A 24,052-nucleotide genomic window follows, 5' to 3' on the forward strand; every position below is an offset into this window, starting at 1 on the left:
TTCACTGGTCATTTGAGCGTAGCGCACAAATCAGTGGTGATGGCCGCCTTCGCCATGGACGTGACCATGGGCGATTTCTTCCTGGCTGGCGTCACGGATGTCGACGATCTTGACCTTGAAGTTCAAGCGCTGGCCGGCCAACGGGTGGTTGCCGTCAACGGTGACGTCGTCGCCTTCCAGGTCGCGGATGGTGACGATCTGCATCTGGCCATCGGGTGCCGAGGCGTGGAACTGCATGCCCACTTCCAGCTCGTCGACGCCTTCGAACATGCTGCGGCTCAGGGTGCTGACCAGTTCGGCGGAGTACTCGCCATAGGCGTCTTCCGGCTCGACGGTAACGTTCAGGTCGTCACCGACCGTTTTGCCTTCCAGGGCTTTTTCCAAACCCTGGATGATGTTGCCTGCGCCATGCAGGTAGACCAGCGGAGCGCCGCCGGCAGAGCTGTCGATGACCTCACCAGCGTCGTTGGTCAGGGTATAGTCGATGGAGACAGCCTTATTGGCGGCGATCAGCATGGGGCGAGACCTTTTGCATAAGAATGAAGAACGGACAAGTCTAAACAAGGATTTGCCCGAAAGCGAACGGAACCCGGACAAACGGGCCTGCTCGAACAGACCGACGGTCACCGGTTTCCATCAGGACGAGGACGGGCACTGGGTGGCCGAGCTGTCCTGCGGCCACACCCAGCACCTGCGCCACCAGCCACCGTGGCAGTCCCGGGCCTGGGTGCTGGACCCTGGGCAACGTATTGAAAAAATAGGCCAGCCCTTTGATTGCGGCTGGTGCGCGCAGGGCCCGGTTAGCGATAACCTTGGCAACTGAATTTGACGGTAGACGGCCAGTCATAGGCCGCGCCCGGTGTCCCGTGATACAGGACACTAGCCATGCTCCTTTAGAGAATCCGCATGCAAACTTTTTTTATCGCACCCACCGATTTTGGTGTGGGCCTGACCTCCATCAGCCTCGGGCTGGTGCGTACCCTTGAACGGGCCGGGCTGAAAGTCGGCTTTTTCAAACCCATTGCCCAACCTCACCCCGGCGACACCGGGCCGGAGCGCTCCACCGAGCTGGTGGCCCGCACCCATGGCCTCAAACCGCCGCAGCCCCTGGGCCTGGCCCACGTAGAGCGCATGCTTGGCGACGGCCAGCTCGATGAGCTGCTGGAAGAAATCATCACCCTTTACCAGCAGGCGGCCATCGGCAAGGACGTGCTGGTCGTCGAAGGCATGGTCCCGACCCGCAACGCCAGCTACGCCGCCCGGGTCAACCTGCACCTGGCCAAGAGCCTGGACGCCGAGGTCATCCTGGTGTCGGCGCCGGAAAACGAAGTGCTGACCGAACTGTCTGGCCGGGTAGAGTTGCAGGCGCAGTTGTTTGGCGGGCCGAAGGACCCGAAAGTCCTCGGGGTGATCCTGAACAAGGTCCGCACCGACGAAAGCATGGAGGCGTTTTCCGCACGCCTGAAGGAGCACTCGCCTTTACTGCGCAGCGGCGATTTCCGCCTGCTCGGTTGCATCCCGTTTCGCCCCGAACTCAACGCCCCGCGTACCCGTGACGTGGCCGACCTGATGGGCGCCCAGGTGCTCAACGCCGGCGACTACGAAACCCGGCGCATGAGCAACATCATCATTTGCGCCCGCACCATGCGCAACACCGTGGAACTACTCAAGCCCGGCGTGCTGGTGGTGACCCCCGGCGATCGCGACGACATCATCCTGGCCGTGAGCCTGGCCGCGATCAACGGCGTGCCGCTGGCCGGCCTGCTGCTGACCAGCGACACCCTGCCCGACCCGCGCATCATGGACTTGTGTCGCGGTGCCTTGCAGGCGGGGTTGCCGGTGCTGTCGGTGAGCACCGGCTCTTATGACACTGCCAACCTGCTCAACAGCTTGAACAAGGAAATTCCCATCGATGACCGCGAACGTGCGGAGATCATCACCGATTTTGTCGCCAGTCACCTGGACGCCAAGTGGCTGCACCAGCGCTGCGGTACGCCACGGGAAATGCGCCTGTCGCCGGCAGTGTTCCGCTATCAGTTGATCCAGCGCGCCCAGGCCGCCAACAAACGCATCGTCCTGCCCGAGGGCAGCGAACCGTTGACCGTCCAGGCCGCCGCCATTTGCCAGGCCCGGGGCATCGCCCGCTGCGTGTTGCTGGCAAAACCGGCCGACGTCGAGGCGGTGGCCCGTGCCCAAGGTATCGAGCTGCCGCCGGGGCTGGAGGTTCTCGACCCGGATTCGATTCGCGAGCGTTATGTCGAGCCGATGGTGCGGTTGCGCAAGAGCAAGAGCCTGAACGCACCGATGGCCGAGCAGCAACTGGAAGACACCGTGGTCATTGGCACCATGATGCTGGCCCTGGATGAAGTGGATGGGCTGGTATCCGGAGTCATCCACTCCACCGCCAACACCATCCGCCCGGCGTTGCAACTGATCAAGACCGCGCCAGGATGCTCGCTGGTGTCTTCGGTGTTTTTCATGCTGTTTCCCGAAGAAGTGCTGGTCTACGGCGACTGCGTGATGAACCCGCACCCCAGCGCTGCGGAACTGGCGGAAATTGCCCTGCAAAGTGCCGACTCGGCCGCCGCGTTCGGCATCACGCCACGGGTGGCGATGCTCAGCTACTCCAGCGGCGAGTCGGCCAGTGGCGAAGAAGTGGAGAAAGTTCGCGAAGCCACCCTGCTGGCCCACGAGGCCCAGCATGGCTTGTTGATCGATGGTCCGCTGCAATACGACGCCGCCGCCAACGAAACCGTGGCACGGCAATTGGCGCCCAACAGCCAGGTGGCTGGCCGGGCGACGGTGTTCATCTTCCCGGACCTCAACACCGGCAACACCACCCACAAGGCCGTGCAACGCAGCGCCGATTGCGTCAGCCTCGGGCCGATGCTGCAAGGCTTGCGCAAACCGGTGAATGACTTGCCGCGCGGCGCCCAGGTCGACGACATCGTGTACACCATCGCCCTGACCGCGATCCAAGCCGCCAACCGACCTTTGGACATTTAAATGCTGGATTTCCTGCCCGCTCCACTGCGGGGCGTGATTGCCTCGCTGCTGTTGGCGCTGAACACTATCGCCTGCTGCACGCCGCTGTTCATCGTGGCGATTTTCAAATTGCTGCTGCCCTTCCCCGCCGCCCAGCGCTTCACCGATTGGTTGATGAGCCACATCCACGAGGCCTGGATCAGCAACAACAAGGCCTGGATGACCCTGCTGCGTCGCACCCGCTGGCACCTCAGCGGCCTGGAGGGCCTGGACTACCAGCATTCGTACCTGATCACCAGCAACCACCAGAGCTGGGTCGACATCATGGTGTTGCAGTACGTACTGAACCGACGCATCCGGCCGTTGAAGTTTTTCCTCAAGCAGCAACTGATCTGGGTGCCGGTGATCGGCCTGGCTTGGTGGGCACTGGGGTTCCCGTTCATGAAGCGTTACTCCAAGGCGTACCTGGAAAAGCATCCGGAAAAGAAAGGCAAGGACCTGGAAACCACCCGCAAGACCTGCGCGAAGTTTCGCAACAACCCCGTGGGCATTTTCAATTTTGTCGAAGGCACGCGCTTCACCGAAGGCAAGCATGCCCAGCAGCAGTCACCGTTCCGCTACCTGCTCAAGCCCAAGGCTGGCGGCATCGCGTTTGTACTCGATGCCATGGGTGAGCAACTGGAGTCGATCATCAACGTGACCATTCATTATCCGGGCGGTCGTCCGGGGTATTGGGATTTGCTCTGCGGCAACGTTGCAGAGGTGGTGGTGCATTTCCAGGAACTGAAGATCCCACCGCAGTTCATTGGCAAGAACTACGATCAGGATGGCGTATATCGCCTGGAGTTCCAGGGTTGGATCAACCAGTTGTGGCAGGACAAGGATGCGTTGCTTGCGCAGATGCACCGGGAGTATCCAAGCCCCCACAGTTGACCGAGTTGCTCTCTGGAAATGAAAAAGCCCGCAGATGATCACTCATCTGCGGGCTTTTAGTTACGGCGGCGAACCTTAGATCGCCCCACGCTGGCGCAGCAGATCGAGCACCTGCTTGACGCTCTCTTCCAACGACAGCGACTGGGTATCGATCACCAGATCGGCATCCAGCGGCACGTCATACGGGAAGGATTCGCCCGGGATGTTGTCGCCAGCGGCGGCATACAGGCCTTGCGGATCACGCTGGGCACACACCGTTGGCGAGGCCTGGACGTAGACCGTCAGCAGACGCTCCTTGCCGATCAGCGCCTTGGCCTGTTCGCGGCCTTCGGCATCCGGGGCAACAAACGCGGCGAGGGTCAGCAGGCCGGCTTCGTTGAACTGACGGGCGACGTGAGCCGCACGGCGCCAGTTCTCGGTACGCCCGGCGCGGTCCTGCGGCAAGCCCTTGTTCAGGTCATGACGCAGGTTCTGGCCATCGAGGACAAAGACCGCACGGCCCGAGTCGAACAACTTGCGCTCGACCGCATAGGCCAGCGTGCTTTTGCCAGCGCCCGACAGGCCGCTGAACAGGACCGTGGCCGGCTGCTGGCCGAAGCGCTGGGCGCGTTCTTCCACCGACACATGGGCCAGCTTGCCGTGGTGCGTGCTGCTGCCGTGAGCCAGCGGCTGGGCGACGATCATGCCGGCACCGACCGTGCCGTTGGTCAGGCGATCGATGACGATGAACGCGCCGGTGGTGCGGTTGCTCTCGTAACCGTCCAGGGCGATCGGCGCATCCAGGGCGATTTTCACCTGGCCGATTTCGTTGAGTTGCAACGCGTTGGCCGGACCTTCTTCAAGGGTGTTCACGTCCACCTTGTTGACGATGCTGGCAATCGAGCCCGGCACGTAGCTGGTGGCACGCTTGATGTCGTATTTCTTGCCCGGCAGCATCGGTTCTTCGGCCATCCATACCAGCATCGCTTCAAAGCTGTCGGTGACCGGTGGCACGTTGTCGGCATGCACCAGCAAGTCGCCCCGGGAGATGTCGATTTCGTCTTCCATGGTCAGCGTGACCGCCTGGCCAGGGCCTGCGTGTTCCAGCTCGCCTTCGAAGGTGACGATGGATTTCACGCGGCTGCTCTTGCCCGATGGCAACACCACCACTTCGTCGCCCTTGTGCACGATGCCGCTGGCGAGGGTGCCGGCGAAACCGCGGAAGTTCAGGTTCGGACGGTTGACGTACTGCACCGGGAAGCGCAGGTCGGTGAAGTTGCGGTCGCCCGCCACTTCCACGGTCTCGAGGATTTCCATCAGCGACTGGCCGGTGTACCACGGCGAACGCTCGGACTTGTTCACCACGTTGTCGCCCTTGAGGGCGGACATCGGCACGAAGTGCATGGTGGTGGGCTTCATCTTCAAGCCTTCGGCGAACTTCAGGTAGTCGGCCTTGATCGACTCGAACACGCCCTGGTCGAAGTCCTTGAGGTCCATCTTGTTGATGGCCACGACGATGTGCTTGATGCCCAACAACGAGGCGATGAAGCTGTGGCGACGGGTCTGGGTCTGCACGCCGTAGCGGGCGTCCACCAGGATGATCGCCAGGTCACAGGTGGAGGCACCGGTGGCCATGTTGCGGGTGTACTGCTCATGGCCGGGGGTATCGGCGATGATGAACTTACGCTTGGCGGTGGAGAAATAGCGGTAGGCGACATCGATGGTGATGCCTTGCTCGCGCTCGGCCTGCAGGCCGTCGACCAGCAACGCCAGGTCGATGTCGTCACCGGTGGTGCCGACTTTCTTCGAATCGCGGGTGATGGCTTCCAGATGATCTTCGTAGATCATCTTGGAGTCGTGCAGCAGGCGCCCGATCAGGGTGCTCTTGCCGTCGTCGACGTTACCGCAGGTCAAAAAACGCAGCAGCTCTTTGCGCTCGTGCTGGCCCAGGTAGGCGAGGATGTCCTCGCTGATCAAATCAGATTGATGCGACATGACAGCCCCTTAGAAATAACCTTGACGTTTTTTATCTTCCATCGAGCCTGCGCCATCGTGGTCGATGACCCGGCCCTGGCGCTCGGAAGTTCGCGTCAGGAGCATTTCCTGAATGATGTCCGTCAGGCTTTCGGCCTCGGACTCCACCGCGCCCGTCAATGGGTAGCAGCCAAGGGTACGGAAACGCACTTTTTTCTTGACGATGCGGGCCTTGTCTTCGTCGGACAGGTGCTCGAGGATGCGCTCGTCGTCGATCATGATCAGCGTGCCGTTCTTCTCGATCACTTCGCGCTCGGCGGCAAAGTACAGCGGCACGATCGGGATGCCTTCGAGGTAGATGTACTGCCAGATGTCCAGCTCGGTCCAGTTCGACAGCGGGAATACCCGGATCGACTCGCCCTTGTTGACCTTGCCGTTGTAGACGTTCCACAGCTCCGGGCGCTGGTTCTTCGGGTCCCAGCGGTGCTTGCTGTCGCGGAACGAGTACACGCGCTCCTTGGCGCGGGACTTCTCTTCATCGCGGCGGGCACCGCCGAACGCGGCGTCGAAACCATATTTGTCCAAGGCCTGCTTGAGCCCTTCGGTCTTCATGATGTCGGTGTGCTTGGCACTGCCGTGGGTGAACGGGTTGATGCCCTGCGCCACGCCGTCCGGGTTCACATGAGTGATCAGGTCCAGGCCCAGTTCCTCGACCATGCGATCGCGGAACTTGTACATTTCCTGGAATTTCCAGCGGGTGTCGACGTGCATCACCGGAAACGGCAGCTTGCCGGGGAAAAACGCCTTGCGTGCCAGGTGCAGCATCACGGCGGAGTCTTTACCGATGGAGTAAAGCATCACCGGGTTATCGAACTCGGCGGCCACCTCGCGGATGATGTGGATGCTTTCCGCCTCCAGCTGTTTCAGATGCGTCAGTTTGTCGACCATGGCTACTCACGAAAACATTCTTATGAACGGCCAGCGGGCCGTGTTCGAGCGGGGAATCCTAGCACAGCGACCTCTTCTAATCAGGGCGCCAACTAGATCGAAACAGCATATGGATATGCCTGCCGGTTCGGGCATTGCAGTGAATTTTGTGGGAGGCAGTGACCCCTGTGGGAGCAAAGCTTGCTCGCGATAGCGGCGTTGCTTGTGCCGACGTCATCGCGAGCAAGCTTTGCTCCCACAGGCCCGCTTCCACATTTGGTTCAGCGTTAGTCAGATCGGATTCGGGCAATCGATGAAGATGTGCTCCAGGGCAAAGCGTCGCGCCAGGTAGTCACCCAGCGCCTGGATGCCATAGCGTTCGGTCGCATGATGCCCGGCGGCGATGAAGCTGATGCCATTTTCCCGCGCGCTGTGGAACGTCTGCTCCGATGCCTCGCCGCTGAGGAACAGGTCGACGCCGGCCAGCACCGCCTGATCGATATACCCCTGGCCGCCACCGGTGCACCAGCCGACCCGGCGAATTATCTGCTCGCCTTCGATCAGCAAGGGCTCGCGACCCAAGGTTTGCTGGACCTTGCGCGCGAAATCCCGCGCCGTCATCGGTTCGGACAGGGAGCCGACCAGGCCGACGATCTTGGGGTTGTCCGGATCCAGCGGCCCTTCGACGGTGATGTCCAACTGGCGGGCCAACTGCACGTTGTTGCCCACCTCCGGGTGCAGGTCCAGGGGCAAGTGGTAGGCCAGCAGGCTGATGTCATGCCTGAGCAACGTCTTGAGGCGACGCTGTTTCATGCCGGTGATGCAAGGGTTTTCGCCCTTCCAGAAATAACCGTGGTGCACCAGCACCAGGTCGGCCTCGGCCTCGACGGCAGCGTCAAGCAAGGCCTGGCTGGCGGTGACGCCGCTGACAATGCGCATCACCTGGGGCGCGCCTTCGACCTGCAGGCCGTTGGGGCAGTAATCGGCAATCCGGCTGCTGGTCAGGTAACGGTCCGCTTCTTCAACCAGGGTGTTCAGGGCTACGGCCATGAAAAGACTCCTAAATATCCCGTTCAGAGGCGCGCGCGGCCTCGTATAATGCGCGACATTATGGGCGGTCTCATACCGCCTGCAACCTTTGTAGGACGTGCTTAATGTTCAAGGCGCTGCGTTTTTCCGGCTGGCCGCTATTGGCCGGCGTGCTTGTCGCTCTACTGATTATCCAGCGTTACCCGGAATGGGTCGGCCTGCCGAGTCTCGACGTCAACTTGCAGCAGGCGCCGCAAACCAAGGCGGTGCAGCAGGGGCCGGTGTCCTATGCCGATGCCGTGACCACCGCTGCGCCGGCCGTGGTGAACCTGTACACCACCAAGGTCATCAACAAACCCAGCCATCCGTTGTTCGAAGACCCGCAATTCCGGCGCTTCTTCGGCGACAACTCGCCCAAGCAGAAGCGCATGGAGTCGAGCCTGGGGTCGGGTGTGATCATGAGCCCGGAAGGCTATATCCTCACCAACAACCACGTTACCAGCGGTGCCGACCAGATCGTGGTGGCCCTCAAGGACGGCCGCGAAACCCTGGCCCGGGTGATCGGCAGCGACCCGGAAACCGACCTCGCGGTGCTCAAGATCGACCTCAAGAACCTGCCGGCCATCACCATCGGCCGCTCCGACAGCATCCGCATCGGCGACGTGACCCTGGCCATCGGCAACCCGTTCGGCGTCGGCCAGACCGTGACCATGGGCATCATCAGCGCCACCGGGCGCAATCAGTTGGGCCTGAACAACTACGAGGACTTCATCCAGACCGACGCCGCGATCAACCCCGGCAACTCCGGCGGCGCGCTGGTGGATGCCAACGGCAACCTGACGGGGATCAACACGGCGATCTTCTCCAAGTCCGGCGGCAGCCAGGGCATCGGCTTCGCCATTCCGGTGAAGCTGGCGATGGAGGTGATGAAGTCGATCATCGAACACGGCCAGGTGATTCGCGGCTGGCTGGGCATTGAAGTCCAGCCGCTGACCCAGGAACTGGCGGAGTCCTTTGGTTTGTCCGGGCGGCCCGGCATCGTGGTGGCGGGGATTTTCCGCGACGGCCCGGCGCAGAAGGCCGGCCTGCAACTGGGCGATGTGATCCTGAGCATCGATGGCGAACCGGCCGGCGATGGCCGCCGCTCGATGAACCAGGTGGCGCGGATCAAACCCACCGACAAAGTGACCATCCAGGTCATGCGCAACGGCAAGGAGCTCAAGCTCACCGCTGAAATCGGCCTGCGCCCACCGCCGGCGCCGGTGGTGCTCAAGGAAGAGCAGTAAGCCGCGTCATACGCCGGGCTCTGTAGGAGCTGCCGAAGGCTGCGATCTTTTGATCTTGATCTTGATCTTTCACTTGGGACTCAAGTGTCTGGGGAAAGATCGCAGCCTCGTTGCACTCGACAGCTCCTACACTGCTCCTACGCTGCGCCTACACAGGTCCAGCGGGGGCGTGTTTTCCCAGCGAAGGAACCACGCCCGATTGGCAAATCAGAAATAGCATAAATTCTCATTAGTAGTGTTATATTGTTTCAATTCTAAAAATTGGAACAACATAACATGTCATCCCTCAAACGGATTTCTCTCGCCAGCTTGGCTTTGGGTCTGCTGGGCGATCCGGCCTACGCCGAAGAAACCCAGCCCTTGGAACTGGACGCCATCACCGTGACGTCCGACTATGAATCCGCCACCGGGCCTGTCACTGGCTATCGCGCCACCCGCTCTGCCAGTGCCACCAAAACCGACACGGCCCTGCGCGACATCCCGCAATCGATCAGCGTGATTCCCGCCAGCGTGCTCAAGGACCTGGGCAGCACCAACATCGAGCGGGCATTGGAATACGCTGGCGGCGTGTCGAAGCAGAACAACTTCGGCGGCCTGACACTCTACGAGTACAGTGTGCGCGGCTTCACGACGTCGGAGTTCTACAAGGACGGGTTCAGCGCCAACCGAGGGTATCCGAGCACGCCGGACGCGGCGAACATCGAACGCATCGAAGTGCTCAAGGGCCCGGCCGCCAGCCTGTATGGCCGGGGCGATCCCGGTGGTACGGTGAACATTGTTACCAAGAGACCCCAGCCGGAAGCCTTCACCACCTTGCAAACCAGCGCCGGCAGTTGGGATCGCTACCGCACCGCACTGGACGTCAACACGCCACTGGATACCGAAGGCAACCTGTTGTCGCGGGTCAACCTGGCGGTCGAGGACAACAACAGCTTTCGCGATCACGTCGACAGCAAGCGCGTCTTCGTCGCACCCTCCCTCAGTTGGCAATTGAACCCCGACACCCGGTTGCTGGTGGAAAGCGAAATCGTGCGCCACAGCTCGACGTTCGACCGTGGCATCGTCGCCCCGAACAACCGCTGGAGTGGTGTCTCCCGCTCGACTTTTTTGGGCGAGCCCAACGACGGCGACATCGACAATCACAACAACATGCTCCAGGCCGCCCTCGAACATCAGCTCAACGACACCTGGCAACTGCGCCTGGCCAGCCATTACAAGCAGGGTGAACTCTGGGGCTTTGCCTCCGAAGCACGACCGCTGAATGCCGACGGCCACACACTGAACCGCCGCTATCGCGAGCGCGACAACAATTGGCACGACAGCATCACCCAACTGGAATTGCGTGGCCTGTTCGACCTCGGCCCGTGGCAGCACGAACTGCTGATCGGCAGCGAATACGAGGACTACCGCAAGAACGAGCGCGTGACCACCATCAACGGTGGCACTTATCCCATCGACATCTATCAACCGGTCTACGGCCAGCCGAAGCCTGATGGCAAACGTACCGGCACCGATTTTTTCGAGCGTGTGCAAAGCCGCGCGCTGAACCTTCAGGACCAGATCGTCTTCACCGACAAGCTGCGGGGCATGCTCGGCGTGCGTTACGAGCATTTCGAGCAGAGCATCGACGACCACACCACCAACGTCACCAGCCGCCAACGTCACGACGCCCTGACGCAGCGGGCCGGCCTGCTGTATCAACTGACGCCTGAAGTCGGCCTGTTCGCCAACGCCTCCACCTCGTTCAAGCCCAATAACGGCCTGGATGCCGACAGCAAAACCTTCGATCCCGAGGAAGGTGTCGGCTACGAAGTAGGGATCAAGAGCGAGTTGTTCGACGACCGCCTGAGCACCACCCTGGCGGCGTTCCATATAGAAAAGGAAAACGTCCTGGCTCAGGTCGCGGGGACTGATTTCTACAGTGCCATGGGCAAGGCCCGCAGCCAGGGCATCGACCTGCAATTCAGCGGGCAAGTGACCGACGCCGTGCGGGTGATCGGCGCCTATGCCTACATCGATGCCGAAGTGACCCAGGGTGACGAGCAAATCCCCACGGGCAGCCGGATCCTCGGCGTCGCCAAACACAGCGCCAGCCTGCTGGGCGTCTACGAATTCCAGAACGGGCACCTGCGCGGTTCGGATGTCGGCGCGGCGTTCACGTATGTCGGCGATCGCTCGGGCGAAGCCGGCAAGGATTTCGAACTGCCGGCCTACCACACCGTGGATCTGCTGGCTCATTACAAAGCCAGCGACAACGTCACCGTGGGCCTGAACCTGAACAACGTCTTCGACGAAAAATACTACGAGCGCGCCTACAGCAACTACTGGGTCACCCCCGGCGAGCCGCGCAATTTCACTGTCAGTCTCACCCTTGATCTGTAAAAGGAAACTCAGCATGAAACACCCCAAGACCTTCGCCCTGCTCGGCCTGCTTTTGGCTACACAGGCCTCGGCCCACGGCCTATGGACCGAACAGCGTCGCGGCAACATCGAAGTGATCTACGGCCATGGCGCCGAAGACAATGCCTTCAAGGCGCAGAAAATCAGCGGTGCCTGGGCCTATGACCTGGGCGGCAAGATGATCCCCGTCACCGTGGAACGCTTGGCGGACCACGCCCGCCTGCAACCGCTCAAGCCGCCGGCTGTGCTGGCCGTGGCCCTGGACAACGGCATGTGGTCCCAGACGGCCGACAAGAAGTGGATCAACGAAGGTCGCAGCAAAGTACCCGGGGCGATCGAATCGACCCATACGTTCAAGTACAGCCTGGCGATCTATGAACCGGGGGCGAAACTACCGACGCTTGCACCGATCAAGTTCGTGATCATGCCGGAGGTCGACCCGCTGACCGTAGGCCCGGGCCAGTCACTGCCGGTAAGGGTGCTGCTGGACGGCAAACCGGCGGCCGGTGTGAAACTGGTGGGTGACTACCGCAGCGCGCCGAACACCGTCTCGACTGAAACCGACGCGCAAGGCCGGGCCAAGGTGCTGGTGCGCAACGAAGGCTTGAATGTGATCGCGGCGCAGATGGAAATTGCGCTCAAGGACAACAAGGACGTGGCCACCCGTGGCGTGTTCACCTCGTTGACCTTCCTCGGCGAGCCACATCACGAGTGACGCCCAGAACCTAAAGTGCGGGCTTGCTCCGAGCGGCGATCCGACGATGAGGCCAATACAAGCGCCGAAAAACTCAAGCCGGGGTCAAGCACTCCGGCCCATTGAGTTTCGGATCATTGACCATGTTGGCCAGCACTCGCTCGCGCAGTGGCGCCGGCTCGCTTGCCAGCAGCCCTTGCAAGGCATGCAATGGTGTCTCGGGATCGAGCCACAGGCGCTGGCCGTCTTCGTCCAGGATCAACGGCCGGCGTTGACCCGCCGCCGGCTGGGTGATGACTGCCGTGCTCAGCCACACCTGTTCCTGCACTGGATACGCCTCCCAGATCGCGGCAAAAAACAACGACGAACCCTCCCCCGGCGTCAGCCAGTACGGCCGCTTGCGCGTGCCGCCGCGCCACTCATAGAAACCATTGGCCGGCAGCAGGCAACGGCGCAGGCGCAAGGCTTCTCGGAACATCGGTTGTTCGGCCACGGTTTCGGCCCGGGCATGGGCCGGGGTGCGGGACAGGTCGGTCAGCCACGGCGGCGTCAGGCCCCAGCGCGCCCGGGCCAGTTCGCGCTGGCCCTCGGCGCCGGCCCGTAGAATCAGCACCGAATCGTTGGGCGAAATATTCCATTGGGCCTTCTGGTCGGCGGGAAAACCGGGCAGGGCCGCGAAAGTGGGGTTCCAGCGAAACAGGGCATAACGTCCACACATGGGGCAACACGACTCTTGATCGAACAAACGGCCGCCAGCCTAACAGACCAGCGTACCGGGGTAGCTGTCCGGTTCATCGCCGGGCAACGGCAGTGCGGCATTGTAAGCGGCGATCAACTCCCGAGCGTATTGCGCCTGCTCGTCATCCACCGCCAGCCCCAGCAGGCCTTGCATGGGCAATTCCCCCGCACCACCGACCAGATCGCGCCCCACCAGATGCGCCGTGATGCCTTCGCTGGCAAGCATGCCTTGCAACAACTCGCCTTCCATCAGGTTTTCCAGTTCGTAGATTCGCCGCATCGGTGTTGCCCCCGTCAATCGTTTTCGCTGAAGACCTCGAGATGCCATTCCTCACCATGAACCTGCAGCACAAAGTTGATTGGCCGGCAACACACCTGGCAATCCTCGATGTAGGTCTGGTCGCCGCCGGACAAGTCCACGGATGTCTCTACTTCCTCCCCACAATAGGGACAATCATAACTAGCCTGTTCCAGCATCGCGGTCTCCCAGGTGACTTGTGCGTATAATCGCCGGTCTGTTTGCAGGGCTATTTTTGTCTGGCTTATCTTCCAGGCCGTGCCCTGTCGTTTTTTCGATCGAACCTTTACTTACCCTAGCCGTTTCCAACAAGAGAGCATGATGGGCGAATTCGATGCCATCCGACCTTACGACGACAGCGAAGTCCCAGCGGTGCTGGCACGACTGCTCGGCGACAAGGCGTTTCTAGATATCCTCACCCACTTCCGCTTCCCACGCCTGGCCGGCGCCTTCGGCTGGATGCTCAAACCCCTTATAGCGCAAAGATTGCGCCGTGAGTTCGCCGGTGTGACCTCGGTCGCCACGCTGCAGGACAAGGTGGAGTTCTATGTCGACCACACCATCGAGCGCGCTACCGATGGCGTGACCTATACCGGGGTGGAGCAATTCAAGTCCGGCAGTGCGTACCTGTTCATCGCCAACCACCGCGATATCGTGATGGACCCGGCCTTCGTCAACTACGCCGTGTACCACGCCGGCCTGCCAACGCCGCGCATCGCCATTGGCGACAACCTGCTGCAAAAGCCCTTTGTCAGCGACCTGATGCGCCTGAACAAGAGCTTCATCGTGCACCGTTCCATCACCGGGCGGCGGGAAAAAATGGCGGCGTACCAGTTGCTGTCGGCGTACATCAATCATTCGATCCGCAACGACTGCGCCTCGATCTGGATCGCCCAGGCCGAAGGACGGGCCAAGGACGGTGACGACCGGACCGAATCGGCGATCCTCAAGATGTTCCACATGAGCCGCAAGGACGAGCCGTTCGGCGAGGTGATCCAGTCACTGAATCTCACCCCGGTGTCGATCAGCTACGAATACGACCCGTGCGACCAGGCCAAGGCCCGCGAGTTGTACATCCGCGCCACCACCGGCACCTACACCAAGGCCCCGGGCGAGGACGACGTGAGCATCGCCAAGGGCATCACCGGCTACAAGGGCCGGGTCCACGTGAATTTCGCCGCGCCCATCACCGAGCTGTTCGAGGACACCAAGCAATTGGCCCAGGAGATGGATCGGCAGATTCTCGGCGGCTACCGCCTGTTCCCGGTGCACTACCTGGCTTATGCCCAATGGGCCGACGCCGACCCACAGTTGAAGGTGCCCACGGCTGCCGAGGTGTTTGGTACCGAAGAGCTGGCCAAGGCCCAGGAAGAATGGCAACGCCGATTGGACGCTTGCCCACAGGAACACCGGCCGTTCCTGGTGCTGCAATATGCGACGCCGGTGCGAAATCAGTATCGGGTCAAGGCGGGGTTGGCGCTTTAAAGCGGCTCCCGCGGGGGTTGTGTAGGAGCTGCCGAAGGCTGCGATCTTTTGATCTTTTGATCTTTTGATCTTTTGATCTTTCGCTTGAGATTCAAGTGTCTGGGGAAAGATCGCAGCCTCGTTGCACTCGACAGCTCCTACACAGCGCCTACATAGCGCCTTCGCGGCTCCTGCGGGCGCAGCCCAGCGGGAGCAAACGCCCTTGCCATGGCTATTTCGTCAGAACTGCGTACTGATCCACGACACCAGCAATGCCAGCGCCAGGCAGCCAAAGCCAAACCGGTAGAAAAACCGGTTCATTCGCTGAGTGGCCAGGTCCAGCAGCGCTTCGAATCGTTCGTTGCCTTCGCGATTGCGCGCTTCAAGGCAGGCACGCGCCCGTTGTTCGCGGCGGCGCGTCGCATGCAGCACCCAGCCGCCAGGGCAGGCAAACAGCAACGCGAGCAGGTTGATCAGTTTGGCGGGGTGGGCGGCGAACAACGAAAACAGATGCAGCGACATCACGAACCTCAAGCGAAAAACGGACAGGACACGTCCGTGGCCTACGAACAGGGCACGGATTCTACCGAAAGCCTGCCGCCCTGCGCCGTTTTTTCCGACCAGTAACGATCATGTTCGGGGCTGGCGTAGTGACTTTGTGGCGAGGGGATTTATCCCCGCTGGGTCGCGCAGCAGCCCCAGAGCTCAGCCATGCAAACCTTCTAATTCTTCACGTCACGGTTTCGTCATCTGATTAGGCCACTCTGTCGCCCTTCAAACCTGCACGGAACCCGTCATGCTGCACGCCGAAAACCAGGACCGCCTCTATCTCATCAGCCCAAGCGACGAACAACAGAACCTCGTCGACAGCCTGTCCTTCAACGTGCAGGACCGACATTGGCTGGTGTATTGCGCCCTGGGCGGCCATCCACATGCCGACCTGCCGGAGACAGACCTGCTGACCGGGATCAGTGTGCTGGAGTTCTATTCCCAAGCAGCCTGAGAATCTTGCCCATAAAAAACTTGTGGGAGCGAGCTTGCTCGCTCCCACAGGGATATAAGGCTTATGACTTACTCAGCCAATACCTGGCCAATGGTCGGGTCCTTGAACAGCCGGGTCAGGGCATCGCTCAAGACGTCGCTGACCAGCTTGGTGTTGGTGTCCTGGTTAGGCGCCATGCCGAAGCGCTGGTCCAGGGAAGCACCGTAACGACCGCTGTAGCGGCGGTTGGCGTTCTGTACCTCGGAGCGGAAGGTCGCGCCGATAGTGGCTTCGGTCACGTACATGCCTTCCTTGGGTGACTGGTACTTGAGCTCGGCCAGGGTCACGGTCAGTTGCGGTGCATTCAAGGCATTGGCGGTCGGCGTAAAGCCCAGCAAACGCACGGCAGCTTCAGCCTGGGCCTGCAGCTTGGGCAGGATCTGCGCGCCCTGCACCGTGATCACACTGGTTTCCGGGTACAGCCCGCCACGGGTGCCGAGCGTCGGCGACGGACGACCGTCCACCACCCGCACCACCACCGGCTGGCCATGCCCCACAGGCGCCAGTTGGGCATTGAGCTTGGGCTCCGGGTTAAGTTGTTGCGGGCTGTGGGCGCAGCCGACGAGGGTCAGACTGGTCACAGCGATCAAACCGAACAACAGGCGTTGCAACATGCTCTTCTCTCCAGAATCGGGCACAAACAGGCCAGCAGTATAGCGGTGCGCCATCGCGGTGAACTAGCGCCTTACGATGAATACTGAAATGTCTGACACGGGCCTCGATTGCCGGTTCCTGTCACCCCATTGTCACGGTCCTTACACCAGCATGTCATGGCCCGCTGTCAGGCTTATCCCAAGCTCCCTGACCCGGTATCCGATCATGCGCTTCCTTATTTCCCTGTTCACCCCGCGCCCTCATCACCGCAGCTTCGCCCTGCTCGATCGCAATGGCCGTTGCCAGGCATTCAAGCAGTGCAGCCTGCAACCCATGGGTGAAGGCTGGGTGGAAATCGACGAGATCCGTCTCAACTGGTTGCACCAGCCATTGCCCGCCAGCGCCCGCGTACAACCGCTTCGTGCTCGCGCACGCAGCCGGCAGCTGTTGACCATCTGACCGGACGGCTAATAAAAGTCATTAAACACGACCATTTCCCTGCGTTTCTTCGATACAATCTCCCCCCGATTATAAGGACGTCTCCTGATCGGGCCTCGCAACACCGCTGATACCCAGGTATTGGCACCCCGCAACGCCCACAGAGAGCCGCCCACACAGATCGAGTGAAGCTGGCGCGCTTGCTGTTCCTCCAGGCAAATCACCACTTTTCGCGAATCTGCAGAGCTGTCATTACGCTCGGTCACTGAGCTGTCTGCCCGTTTTGCCTGTCATGTACTACATGGGGGCAACCAAACCGGGCGCAGTGCCAGGCTGGGACAGCCCTTTTTTGAGGTTCACGTCTTCAAAAGAGCGTGAAAAAACGGGTTTTCACAACTTCACGAGAGTGTGGCGAGCAAATGAATAGTTTTGCGTCTGAACAAGCACCATTAGCGTCTGAAACAGCCCAACGACACAGGACCGGATATCGCTCAAGAACCGGCGCCTGAAGCCTGTCCGCTACGGATTTGGTTGCACGAACGGATGTCTCGGCCATAAGTCGAATTGCCCGCCCGGCGCTTAAATGAGTTCATGTGACTCTTGAGGCCAGGCTGCATGCATCCGCAGTAGGTGCGAAAAATTGCGAAGATTCGGACATGGCGATCCTGGCCATGGATAACTGGGGCGCAACTGACCTGCCCCGCCACTCCTGGCCGCTATGCCGACAATTTGGTGCTGCAGATTTTGGAGACGCGTTAAATGGCGCATAACGAAGCAGTCGATGTAGTTCTGGTAGGGGCCGGCATCATGAGTGCCACCCTGGCCGTACTGCTCAAGGAGCTCGACCCCGCGATCTCGCTGGAAGTCGTCGAGCTGATGGACTCCGGTGCCGCGGAGAGTTCCAACCCGTGGAACAATGCCGGTACCGGCCACGCCGGGCTGTGTGAGCTCAATTACACACCCCAGGCGGCCGACGGCAATGTCGACATCAAGAAAGCCGTGCATATCAACACCCAGTTCGAGGTGTCGAAGCAGTTCTGGACGTACCTGACCAAAAAGGGCACGTTCGGCTCCTCCAAGTCCTTCATCGCCCCGGTGCCACACCTGAGCTTCGTGCAAGGCGAGAAAGGCGTGTCGTTCCTGAAAAAGCGCTTCGAGCTGATGCGCCAGCATCACGCTTTCGCCGACATGGAATACACCGAGGACAAGGCCCGGATGGCCGAGTGGATGCCGCTGATGATGCCTGGCCGGCCGGCCGATGAGGTCATCGCCGCCACCCGCGTCATGAACGGTACCGACGTCAACTTCGGCGCCCTGACCAACCAGTTGCTCAAGCACCTGACCAGCGCCCCGGACACCCAGGTCAAATACTGCAAGCGCGTCACCGGCCTCAAACGCAACGGCAGTGGCTGGACCGTGAGCATCAAGGACGTCAATTCCGGCAGCAGCCGCGATGTCGACGCCAAGTTCGTATTCCTGGGTGCCGGCGGTGCGGCGTTGCCGCTGCTGCAGGCCTCGGGCATCGAGGAAAGCAAGGGCTTCGGCGGCTTCCCGGTCAGCGGCCAGTGGCTGCGTTGCGACAACCCGGAAGTGGTCAAGCACCACCAGGCCAAGGTCTACAGCCAGGCCGCCGTGGGTTCGCCGCCGATGTCGGTGCCACACCTGGACACGCGCGTCGTTGATGGCAAGAAATCCCTGCTGTTCGGGCCGTACGCCGGTTTCACCACCAAGTTCCTCAAGCATGGTTCGATCATGGACCTGCCGCTGTCGGTACGCGCCGGCAACATCGGCCCGATGCTGGCCGTGGCCCGGGACAACATGGACCTGACCAAATACCTGATCAGCGAAGTGATGCAGTCCATGGAGCAACGCCTGGAATCGCTGCGTCGCTTCTACCCCGAGGCGAAAGCCGAGGACTGGCGCCTGGAAGTGGCCGGCCAGCGGGTGCAGATCATCAAGAAAGACCCGAAGAAAGGTGGCGTCCTGCAGTTTGGTACCGAGCTGGTGGCGGCCAAGGACGGCACCCTCGCCGCCCTGCTCGGCGCATCGCCGGGTGCTTCGGTGACCGTGTCGATCATGCTGGAACTGATCGAACGCTGCTTCCCGGACAAAACCAAGGGCGAGTGGGCTGCCAAGCTCGCAGATATCTTCCCGGCCCGGGAAAAAGTACTGGAAACCGACGCAGCGCTGTATCGCAAGATCAATGCGCAGAACAACATTGCGTTGGAGTTGGTTGAAGAAAGCAGTGAGACCCAAAGCTACGCTTGATTGCATCGCATGAAAAAACGCCCCGTTCTCCATGAGAGCGGGGCGTTTTTGTTTAAAGGATCGCAGGCTTGGCGATCTCCTGTAGGAGCTGGCGAAGCCTGCGATCTTTTGATCTAACCGCGAGCCTTGTTGACCAACTCGATGTAATCCTCGGCATTACGCTGGTCGCGAACCAGCGCAACGAAATCGTTGCCGTGCTCATCCTTGCCATTGAAGTCATGGCCGGCCTCGACGAAGAACGTCAGGAAGCGCTCGAAATCGTCGACCCGCAGGCCACGGTAAGCCTTGATCAGTTTGTGCAGCGACGGCGACGTGGCATCGACCGGTTCGAAATTGAGGAACAGCTTGATCTGTTCATCGCCAATCTCGTCGCCAATCACTTGTTTCTTGTCTTTACGCATTGCCGGCTCCAGCTCGCACAGTTCACGGGGCGGGCAGTTTACCCCCGGCAAGGCCCGGGGCTCAACGCGGGCGTTCGGCGCCGGTGTGCAGGTCGGCCCAGATATGGCCGTTGGCGTACGTGAGAAACTGTACATAGACCGTGTTGTGGCGCAGCAGATCGATGACCACTCGGTACTGGGCCTGTGGATAAGACAACGTCAGGGTCTTGCTCGCCTCGTCGAAGGCCGGCTTCTTCAGGCTTTTGCTTTCGCCATCGAAGTTGAGGATCACCTGGTTGAGGGTGGCCCCCTTGTTCATCGGCTTGCCCTTGAGACGGACCAGCAAGGGGGAAGTGACCGGTATCGGTTGCTGGTTGGACTGTCGCTGGTTACCCAGCACCACTGAATACTCGGTCACTTGCAGCAACTGCTGCTGTTCCGGCTGCTCCTGGCGCACCATCAGGTCATCAGGCGGCAAGAACTGGCTGTGCATCGGCGCGGCCACGGCCGCCAGGGGTAGGCTGGACATCAGCAGCAAAGTGGCGCAGCGGCGGGTCGATACACGCATGACAAGCTCCGAGGTCTTGGCCTGGCACTCTAGCATGAGCCTGAGCGGTAAAAATAACGACCCAGGTCAATACTTGCATACGACAAGCACGGCATACTCAAAGAGCCATCAGCCCTCGCATCACATGATGCCCTTGTGGCGAGGGGATTTATCCCCGTTGGGCTGCGTAGCGGCCCCCACCGAGTATCCGGTTCAGGACTGCTTCGCAGCCCAGCGGGGGTAAATCCCCTCGCCACCGCTTGGGTGTATGCCGGGAGTTCGGCATTTTCCCCGTTCATTTTCGTGGAGTCCCTATGTCATTCTCCGCCCCACCCTTGTTCGCCGCCTGGCGCCAGACCTGGCGCGCCGGTTACACCCTTGAACGCCTGCGCGGCGACTTGGTGGCCGGGCTTACCGTCGGCATTATTGCCATCCCACTGGCCATGGCCCTGGCGATTGCCGTTGGCGTACCGCCGCAGCATGGTTTGTACACCGTGTTGGTGGCAGCGCCGTTGATCGCCCTCACCGGCGGCTCGCGCTTCAACGTCAGCGGACCGACGGCGGCGTTCGTGGTGATCCTGCTGCCCATCACCCAACAATACGGCCTGGGTGGCCTGTTGTTGTGCACCATGCTCGCCGGCCTGATTCTGATCGCCTTGGGATTGATGCGCGCCGGACGGCTGATCCAATACATTCCCTACCCGGTGATCCTTGGTTTTACCGCCGGGATCGGCGTGGTCATCGCCACCTTGCAACTCAAGGATCTGCTGGGGCTGACCACCGTCGGGCAAGCCAAGCACTACATCGAACAGTTAGGCGAACTGATCGTGGCACTGCCCAGTGCCCGACTCGGCGATGGCATCATCGGCGTCACCTGCCTGGCGGTGCTGATTGCCTGGCCACGCTGGGTACCGCGGATTCCCGGGCACCTGGTTGCCTTGCTGGTCGGGGCGCTATTGGGACTGGCGCTGGAGCGCGGCGGCTGGCCGGTGGCGACTCTGGGTGAGCGTTTCAGCTACGTGGTCGATGGCATCAGCCACCCCGGCATCCCACCCTTTTTACCGAGCTTCGAGTGGCCATGGAACCTGCCAGATGGCCAGGGTCATCCCCTGGCGCTTTCCTACGACCTGATCCGCCAATTGCTGGGCCCGGCCTTCGCCATCGCCATGCTTGGCGCCATCGAGTCGCTGCTGTGCGCCGTGGTGGCGGACGGCATGACCGGCAGCAAGCACGACCCCAACGCCGAGCTGATCGGCCAAGGCCTGGGCAATGTCGTGGCGCCGCTGTTCGGCGGTATCACCGCCACGGCGGCCATTGCCCGCAGCGCGACCAATGTGCGCAGCGGCGCCTCTTCACCGCTGGCCGCCATCATTCATAGCCTGGTGGTGCTGCTGGCGATGGTGCTGCTGGCGCCCTTGTTCAGCTACCTGCCCATGGCTGCCCTGGCGGCGCTACTGGTGATAGTGGCCTGGAACATGAGCGAAGCCGGACATGTGGTGCATACCTTGCGCATCGCCCCGCGCAGCGACGTACTGGTGCTGCTGACCTGCCTTAGCCTGACCGTCCTGTTCGACATGGTCATGGCTGTCGCCGTCGGCCTGCTGCTGGCCGCCGGGCTGTTCATCAAGCGCATGAGCGAGTTGACCGACAGCGCCGAACTGCCGCGCCACTTCCACCAGGCCCTGCTGGAGATGCCTGAGCATGTGCGCTGCTACGCCATTCGTGGGCCGCTGTTCTTCGGCGCGGCAGAAAAAGCCCTGGATGTGCTGCGCAAGTTCGATCCGGGGGTGCGCGTGGTGGTGGTGGAAATGAGCGCCGTGCCCATGCTGGACATGACCGCACTGGCCGCGTTTGAAAACATCCTGAAGGATTACCGCAAGCAGGGCATCGGGCTGATCCTGGTGGCGACGGCGCCAAGGGTGCGCCTGAAGCTGCGCCGCGCCGGTATTCATCGCGAGCAACGCCAATTGGCGTATGTGCAGACCCTGGAGCAGGCGCGGGTCAAGAGCGAGCAATGGCTGGCAGCCAATAGCACCGCCCATTCACGACTGGCTTGATCGGTAGTGAGGGCGCAGATGTACAGCTAAATTCAAGTGGCGAGGGGATTTATCCCCGCTGGGCTGCGAAGCAGCCCTAAAAACAGGCAACCCGTTATCTCAGGCTGATCGAGTCGATCGGTTTGGGGTCGCTTCGCAACCCAGCGGGGATAAATCCCCTCGCCACAGGCTAGTCGAACTGGGCGCGCATCCAGGCGTGGTATTGCGCCACGCCGGCCTCGCCTTCACGGGGTGCCCAGTGGGCCAGTTCGCCCTCGCCCACGGGCCGGTAGGGGCCAGCCTTGCATTCAAACATCAGGCTGTCGGCTTCCAGCACCACCAATCCGTGATACACGCCGGCCGGCAGGTCGACGCCGAGGCAGTCGCCACCGGCCTGCAGGATGCGCTTGTTAACCACCGCACCGGCTTCATCGAAGATCAACACCCCCAACCGGCCCTTGAGCACCAGCAAGGTTTCCGCCTTGTCGGCGCTCAGGTGGCGGTGCGGCGGGATGTAGGTCGAAGGCTGCAGGCCCACCGCCATGCGGTGGCACGGCTCATCCATCTCGTGGAAGTTATGGTGCTGCCGCCCACGAGGACTGGCCGCAGCTTTTTCGGCCAAGTCATCGAACAGTGCATGATCCAGAAAGCTTGGCCGAGTCATCGATTACATTCCCTTGACGGCGAAAATGCCATTGGCGTTGCGCCAGTAACCTTTGTAGTCCATGCCGTAGCCGAAGATGTAACGGTCGATGCACGGCAGGCCGACGAAATCGGCTTTCAAGTCAGGGCGAGCCTTGCGGTCGTGGTCTTTGTCGATCAACACGGCGGTGTGCACGGCGCGGGCACCGGCGTGTTTGCAGAAGTCGATGATCGCGCCCAGGGTGTGACCTTCGTCGAGGATATCGTCGATGATCAGCACGTCGCGGTCGATGAACGAGACTTCCGGCTTGGCTTTCCAGAACAGGTCGCCGCCGCTGGTTTCGTTGCGATAACGCGTCGCGTGCAGGTAGGACGCTTCCAGGGGGAAGTTCAGATAGGTCAGCAGCTTGCCGGAGAAAATCAGCCCGCCGTTCATGACACAGAACACCACCGGGTTGGCATCGGCCAGTTGATCGTTGATTTGCGCACCGACACGGGCGATGGCCGCTTCGACTTCGGCTTCGGTGTACAGGCAGTCAGCCTCTCGCATGATTTGACGGATATGCTCGAGATCAGCGGACATGGCGCTCTCCAGGGGAGGTTGAGGGGGAGGGACGGTTCGGAAAAGCGGGCAAAGGTACGCATCCCGCCCGGCCAGATCAAGCGTTTGTGGACTAACGTTCTGTATTGTCTATAGGACAACACCCTCGGATAGATTAATCTAGGCCGGTTTTTTTGCCCGCCGCCGGAGCCTTCCCCATGCCCATCCTCGAGATCCGCCATCCGCTGATCAGACACAAACTCGGCCTGATGCGCCGCGCTGACATTAGCACGAAGAACTTCCGTGAACTCGCCCAGGAAGTCGGTGCCCTGCTCACCTACGAGGCCACCAAGGATTTGCCGCTGGAGTCCTATGAAATCGACGGCTGGGCCGGCACGGTCCAGGTCGAAAAAATCGCCGGCAAGAAGATCACCGTGGTGCCGATCCTGCGCGCCGGTATCGGCATGCTCGAGGGCGTACTGAGCCTGATCCCGGGGGCCAAGGTCAGCGCCGTGGGCGTGGCTCGCAACGAGCAGACCCTGCAGGCGCACACCTACCTGGAAAAACTGGTGCCGGAAATCGACGAGCGCCTGGCGATGATCATCGACCCGATGCTCGCCACCGGCAGTTCCATGGTCGCCACCATCGACCTGTTGAAAAAAGCCGGCTGCCGGGACATCCGCGCCATGGTCCTGGTCGCCGCTCCCGAAGGCATCAAGGCCGTGCAGGACGCCCACCCGGATGTGACCATCTACACCGCGTCCATCGACCAGAAACTCAACGAACACGGCTACATCATCCCGGGCCTGGGCGATGCCGGCGACAAGATCTTCGGCACCAAGCAGAAGGACGCTTGA

Annotated in this window: 25 protein-coding genes; 12 read left to right on the plus strand and 13 right to left on the minus strand. The window is 61.3% G+C overall.

Features of this window, described 5'->3' with window-relative positions:
- Window positions 1-30: 30 nt before the first annotated feature.
- Window positions 31-516 carry an FKBP-type peptidyl-prolyl cis-trans isomerase gene (locus tag GFU70_RS23775; protein WP_003205467.1) on the minus strand — a complete coding sequence of 162 codons (486 nt, stop codon included), beginning with the start codon at window positions 514-516 and terminating at the stop codon, window positions 31-33.
- Between GFU70_RS23775 and GFU70_RS23780 the strand changes: the two genes are divergently transcribed.
- From GFU70_RS23780 to GFU70_RS23790, 3 genes are all read left to right on the plus strand, one after another.
- Window positions 485-823 (plus strand): DUF3565 domain-containing protein, encoded by a 339-nt coding sequence (locus GFU70_RS23780; protein WP_058543568.1) that lies wholly within the window; start codon window positions 485-487, stop codon window positions 821-823. The genes GFU70_RS23775 and GFU70_RS23780 overlap by 32 nt on opposite strands.
- Before the next feature lie 83 nt (window positions 824-906).
- On the plus strand, window positions 907-3,006 hold the full coding sequence (gene pta / locus GFU70_RS23785) for a phosphate acetyltransferase (protein WP_058543567.1): 2,100 nt from the start codon (window positions 907-909) through the stop codon (window positions 3,004-3,006).
- Window positions 3,007-3,918, plus strand: a complete 912-nt coding sequence (locus GFU70_RS23790) for an acyltransferase (protein WP_058543566.1) — start codon at window positions 3,007-3,009, stop codon at window positions 3,916-3,918.
- A 75-nt stretch (window positions 3,919-3,993) separates the two neighbouring features.
- Here GFU70_RS23790 and cysN read toward each other — a convergent pair whose 3' ends face one another.
- From cysN to GFU70_RS23805, 3 genes are all read right to left on the minus strand, one after another.
- Window positions 3,994-5,892, minus strand: coding sequence for a sulfate adenylyltransferase subunit CysN (cysN, locus tag GFU70_RS23795; RefSeq protein WP_116641350.1), 1,899 nt, complete (start codon window positions 5,890-5,892; stop codon window positions 3,994-3,996).
- Between the two features lie 9 nt (window positions 5,893-5,901).
- Window positions 5,902-6,819 carry a sulfate adenylyltransferase subunit CysD gene (gene cysD, locus GFU70_RS23800; protein ID WP_003178041.1) on the minus strand — a complete coding sequence of 306 codons (918 nt, stop codon included), beginning with the start codon at window positions 6,817-6,819 and terminating at the stop codon, window positions 5,902-5,904.
- Window positions 6,820-7,089: 270 nt separating this feature from the next.
- Window positions 7,090-7,848 carry a Nif3-like dinuclear metal center hexameric protein gene (locus GFU70_RS23805; protein WP_153388894.1) on the minus strand — a complete coding sequence of 253 codons (759 nt, stop codon included), beginning with the start codon at window positions 7,846-7,848 and terminating at the stop codon, window positions 7,090-7,092.
- Between the two features lie 104 nt (window positions 7,849-7,952).
- Between GFU70_RS23805 and algW the strand changes: the two genes are divergently transcribed.
- The 3 genes from algW to GFU70_RS23820 all read left to right on the plus strand — a co-directional run bounded on the left by algW (window position 7,953) and on the right by GFU70_RS23820 (window position 12,228).
- Window positions 7,953-9,113: a Do family serine endopeptidase AlgW gene (algW, locus tag GFU70_RS23810; RefSeq protein WP_058543563.1), complete on the plus strand. Its 1,161-nt coding sequence runs from the start codon at window positions 7,953-7,955 to the stop codon at window positions 9,111-9,113.
- Window positions 9,114-9,389: 276 nt separating this feature from the next.
- Window positions 9,390-11,495: a TonB-dependent siderophore receptor gene (locus tag GFU70_RS23815; protein WP_153388895.1), complete on the plus strand. Its 2,106-nt coding sequence runs from the start codon at window positions 9,390-9,392 to the stop codon at window positions 11,493-11,495.
- Between the two features lie 13 nt (window positions 11,496-11,508).
- Window positions 11,509-12,228 carry a DUF4198 domain-containing protein gene (locus GFU70_RS23820; RefSeq protein ID WP_058543562.1) on the plus strand — a complete coding sequence of 240 codons (720 nt, stop codon included), beginning with the start codon at window positions 11,509-11,511 and terminating at the stop codon, window positions 12,226-12,228.
- A gap of 73 nt (window positions 12,229-12,301) precedes the next feature.
- Here the strand turns inward: GFU70_RS23820 and GFU70_RS23825 are convergent, their stop codons facing one another.
- The 3 genes from GFU70_RS23825 to GFU70_RS23835 are packed head-to-tail and all read right to left on the minus strand — an operon-like array spanning window position 12,302 to window position 13,422.
- Window positions 12,302-12,925, minus strand: a complete 624-nt coding sequence (locus GFU70_RS23825) for an SOS response-associated peptidase (RefSeq protein ID WP_058543561.1) — start codon at window positions 12,923-12,925, stop codon at window positions 12,302-12,304.
- Between the two features lie 39 nt (window positions 12,926-12,964).
- Complete coding sequence (locus GFU70_RS23830; RefSeq protein WP_153388896.1) at window positions 12,965-13,225, minus strand: putative signal transducing protein; 261 nt, start codon at window positions 13,223-13,225, stop codon at window positions 12,965-12,967.
- Between the two features lie 14 nt (window positions 13,226-13,239).
- Window positions 13,240-13,422, minus strand: a complete 183-nt coding sequence (locus GFU70_RS23835; protein ID WP_058543559.1) for a CPXCG motif-containing cysteine-rich protein — start codon at window positions 13,420-13,422, stop codon at window positions 13,240-13,242.
- Between the two features lie 139 nt (window positions 13,423-13,561).
- Here GFU70_RS23835 and GFU70_RS23840 point away from each other — a divergent pair, with 139 nt between their 5' ends.
- Window positions 13,562-14,728: a 1-acyl-sn-glycerol-3-phosphate acyltransferase gene (locus tag GFU70_RS23840; RefSeq protein ID WP_058543558.1), complete on the plus strand. Its 1,167-nt coding sequence runs from the start codon at window positions 13,562-13,564 to the stop codon at window positions 14,726-14,728.
- A gap of 219 nt (window positions 14,729-14,947) precedes the next feature.
- On the opposite strand, the gene GFU70_RS23845 is transcribed toward GFU70_RS23840, so the two are convergent.
- On the minus strand, window positions 14,948-15,229 hold the full coding sequence (locus tag GFU70_RS23845) for a hypothetical protein (RefSeq protein ID WP_058544126.1): 282 nt from the start codon (window positions 15,227-15,229) through the stop codon (window positions 14,948-14,950).
- A gap of 274 nt (window positions 15,230-15,503) precedes the next feature.
- Here GFU70_RS23845 and GFU70_RS23850 point away from each other — a divergent pair, with 274 nt between their 5' ends.
- On the plus strand, window positions 15,504-15,710 hold the full coding sequence (locus GFU70_RS23850; RefSeq protein WP_058544127.1) for a hypothetical protein: 207 nt from the start codon (window positions 15,504-15,506) through the stop codon (window positions 15,708-15,710).
- Between the two features lie 68 nt (window positions 15,711-15,778).
- Here the strand turns inward: GFU70_RS23850 and GFU70_RS23855 are convergent, their stop codons facing one another.
- Window positions 15,779-16,363 (minus strand): YajG family lipoprotein, encoded by a 585-nt coding sequence (locus GFU70_RS23855; protein WP_058544128.1) that lies wholly within the window; start codon window positions 16,361-16,363, stop codon window positions 15,779-15,781.
- Between the two features lie 205 nt (window positions 16,364-16,568).
- Here GFU70_RS23855 and GFU70_RS23860 point away from each other — a divergent pair, with 205 nt between their 5' ends.
- Together GFU70_RS23860 and mqo are read left to right on the plus strand one after the other, a co-directional pair.
- Window positions 16,569-16,802: a hypothetical protein gene (locus GFU70_RS23860; protein WP_058544129.1), complete on the plus strand. Its 234-nt coding sequence runs from the start codon at window positions 16,569-16,571 to the stop codon at window positions 16,800-16,802.
- Window positions 16,803-17,540: 738 nt separating this feature from the next.
- Window positions 17,541-19,049, plus strand: coding sequence for a malate dehydrogenase (quinone) (gene mqo / locus GFU70_RS23865; protein WP_153388897.1), 1,509 nt, complete (start codon window positions 17,541-17,543; stop codon window positions 19,047-19,049).
- A 113-nt stretch (window positions 19,050-19,162) separates the two neighbouring features.
- On the opposite strand, the gene GFU70_RS23870 is transcribed toward mqo, so the two are convergent.
- Window positions 19,163-19,450, minus strand: coding sequence for a PA4642 family protein (locus tag GFU70_RS23870; RefSeq protein ID WP_058544131.1), 288 nt, complete (start codon window positions 19,448-19,450; stop codon window positions 19,163-19,165).
- Between the two features lie 61 nt (window positions 19,451-19,511).
- Entirely contained in the window at window positions 19,512-19,997 is a 486-nt protein-coding gene (locus GFU70_RS23875) for a hypothetical protein (protein WP_058544132.1), read from the minus strand.
- Window positions 19,998-20,290: 293 nt separating this feature from the next.
- Between GFU70_RS23875 and dauA the strand changes: the two genes are divergently transcribed.
- Entirely contained in the window at window positions 20,291-22,033 is a 1,743-nt protein-coding gene (dauA, locus tag GFU70_RS23880; RefSeq protein WP_058544133.1) for a C4-dicarboxylic acid transporter DauA, read from the plus strand.
- A gap of 169 nt (window positions 22,034-22,202) precedes the next feature.
- Here the strand turns inward: dauA and GFU70_RS23885 are convergent, their stop codons facing one another.
- Both GFU70_RS23885 and GFU70_RS23890 read right to left on the minus strand, forming a co-directional pair.
- Window positions 22,203-22,676, minus strand: a complete 474-nt coding sequence (locus GFU70_RS23885; RefSeq protein WP_064106945.1) for a WbuC family cupin fold metalloprotein — start codon at window positions 22,674-22,676, stop codon at window positions 22,203-22,205.
- Window positions 22,677-22,679: 3 nt separating this feature from the next.
- Entirely contained in the window at window positions 22,680-23,237 is a 558-nt protein-coding gene (locus GFU70_RS23890) for a hypoxanthine-guanine phosphoribosyltransferase (RefSeq protein ID WP_003205500.1), read from the minus strand.
- A 176-nt stretch (window positions 23,238-23,413) separates the two neighbouring features.
- On the opposite strand from GFU70_RS23890, the gene upp reads away from it, so the two are divergent.
- Entirely contained in the window at window positions 23,414-24,052 is a 639-nt protein-coding gene (upp, locus tag GFU70_RS23895; protein ID WP_003185330.1) for a uracil phosphoribosyltransferase, read from the plus strand.

The sequence above is a fragment of the Pseudomonas brassicacearum genome, from assembly GCF_009601685.2.
Classification (GTDB): Bacteria; Pseudomonadota; Gammaproteobacteria; order Pseudomonadales; family Pseudomonadaceae; genus Aquipseudomonas; species Aquipseudomonas kilonensis_B.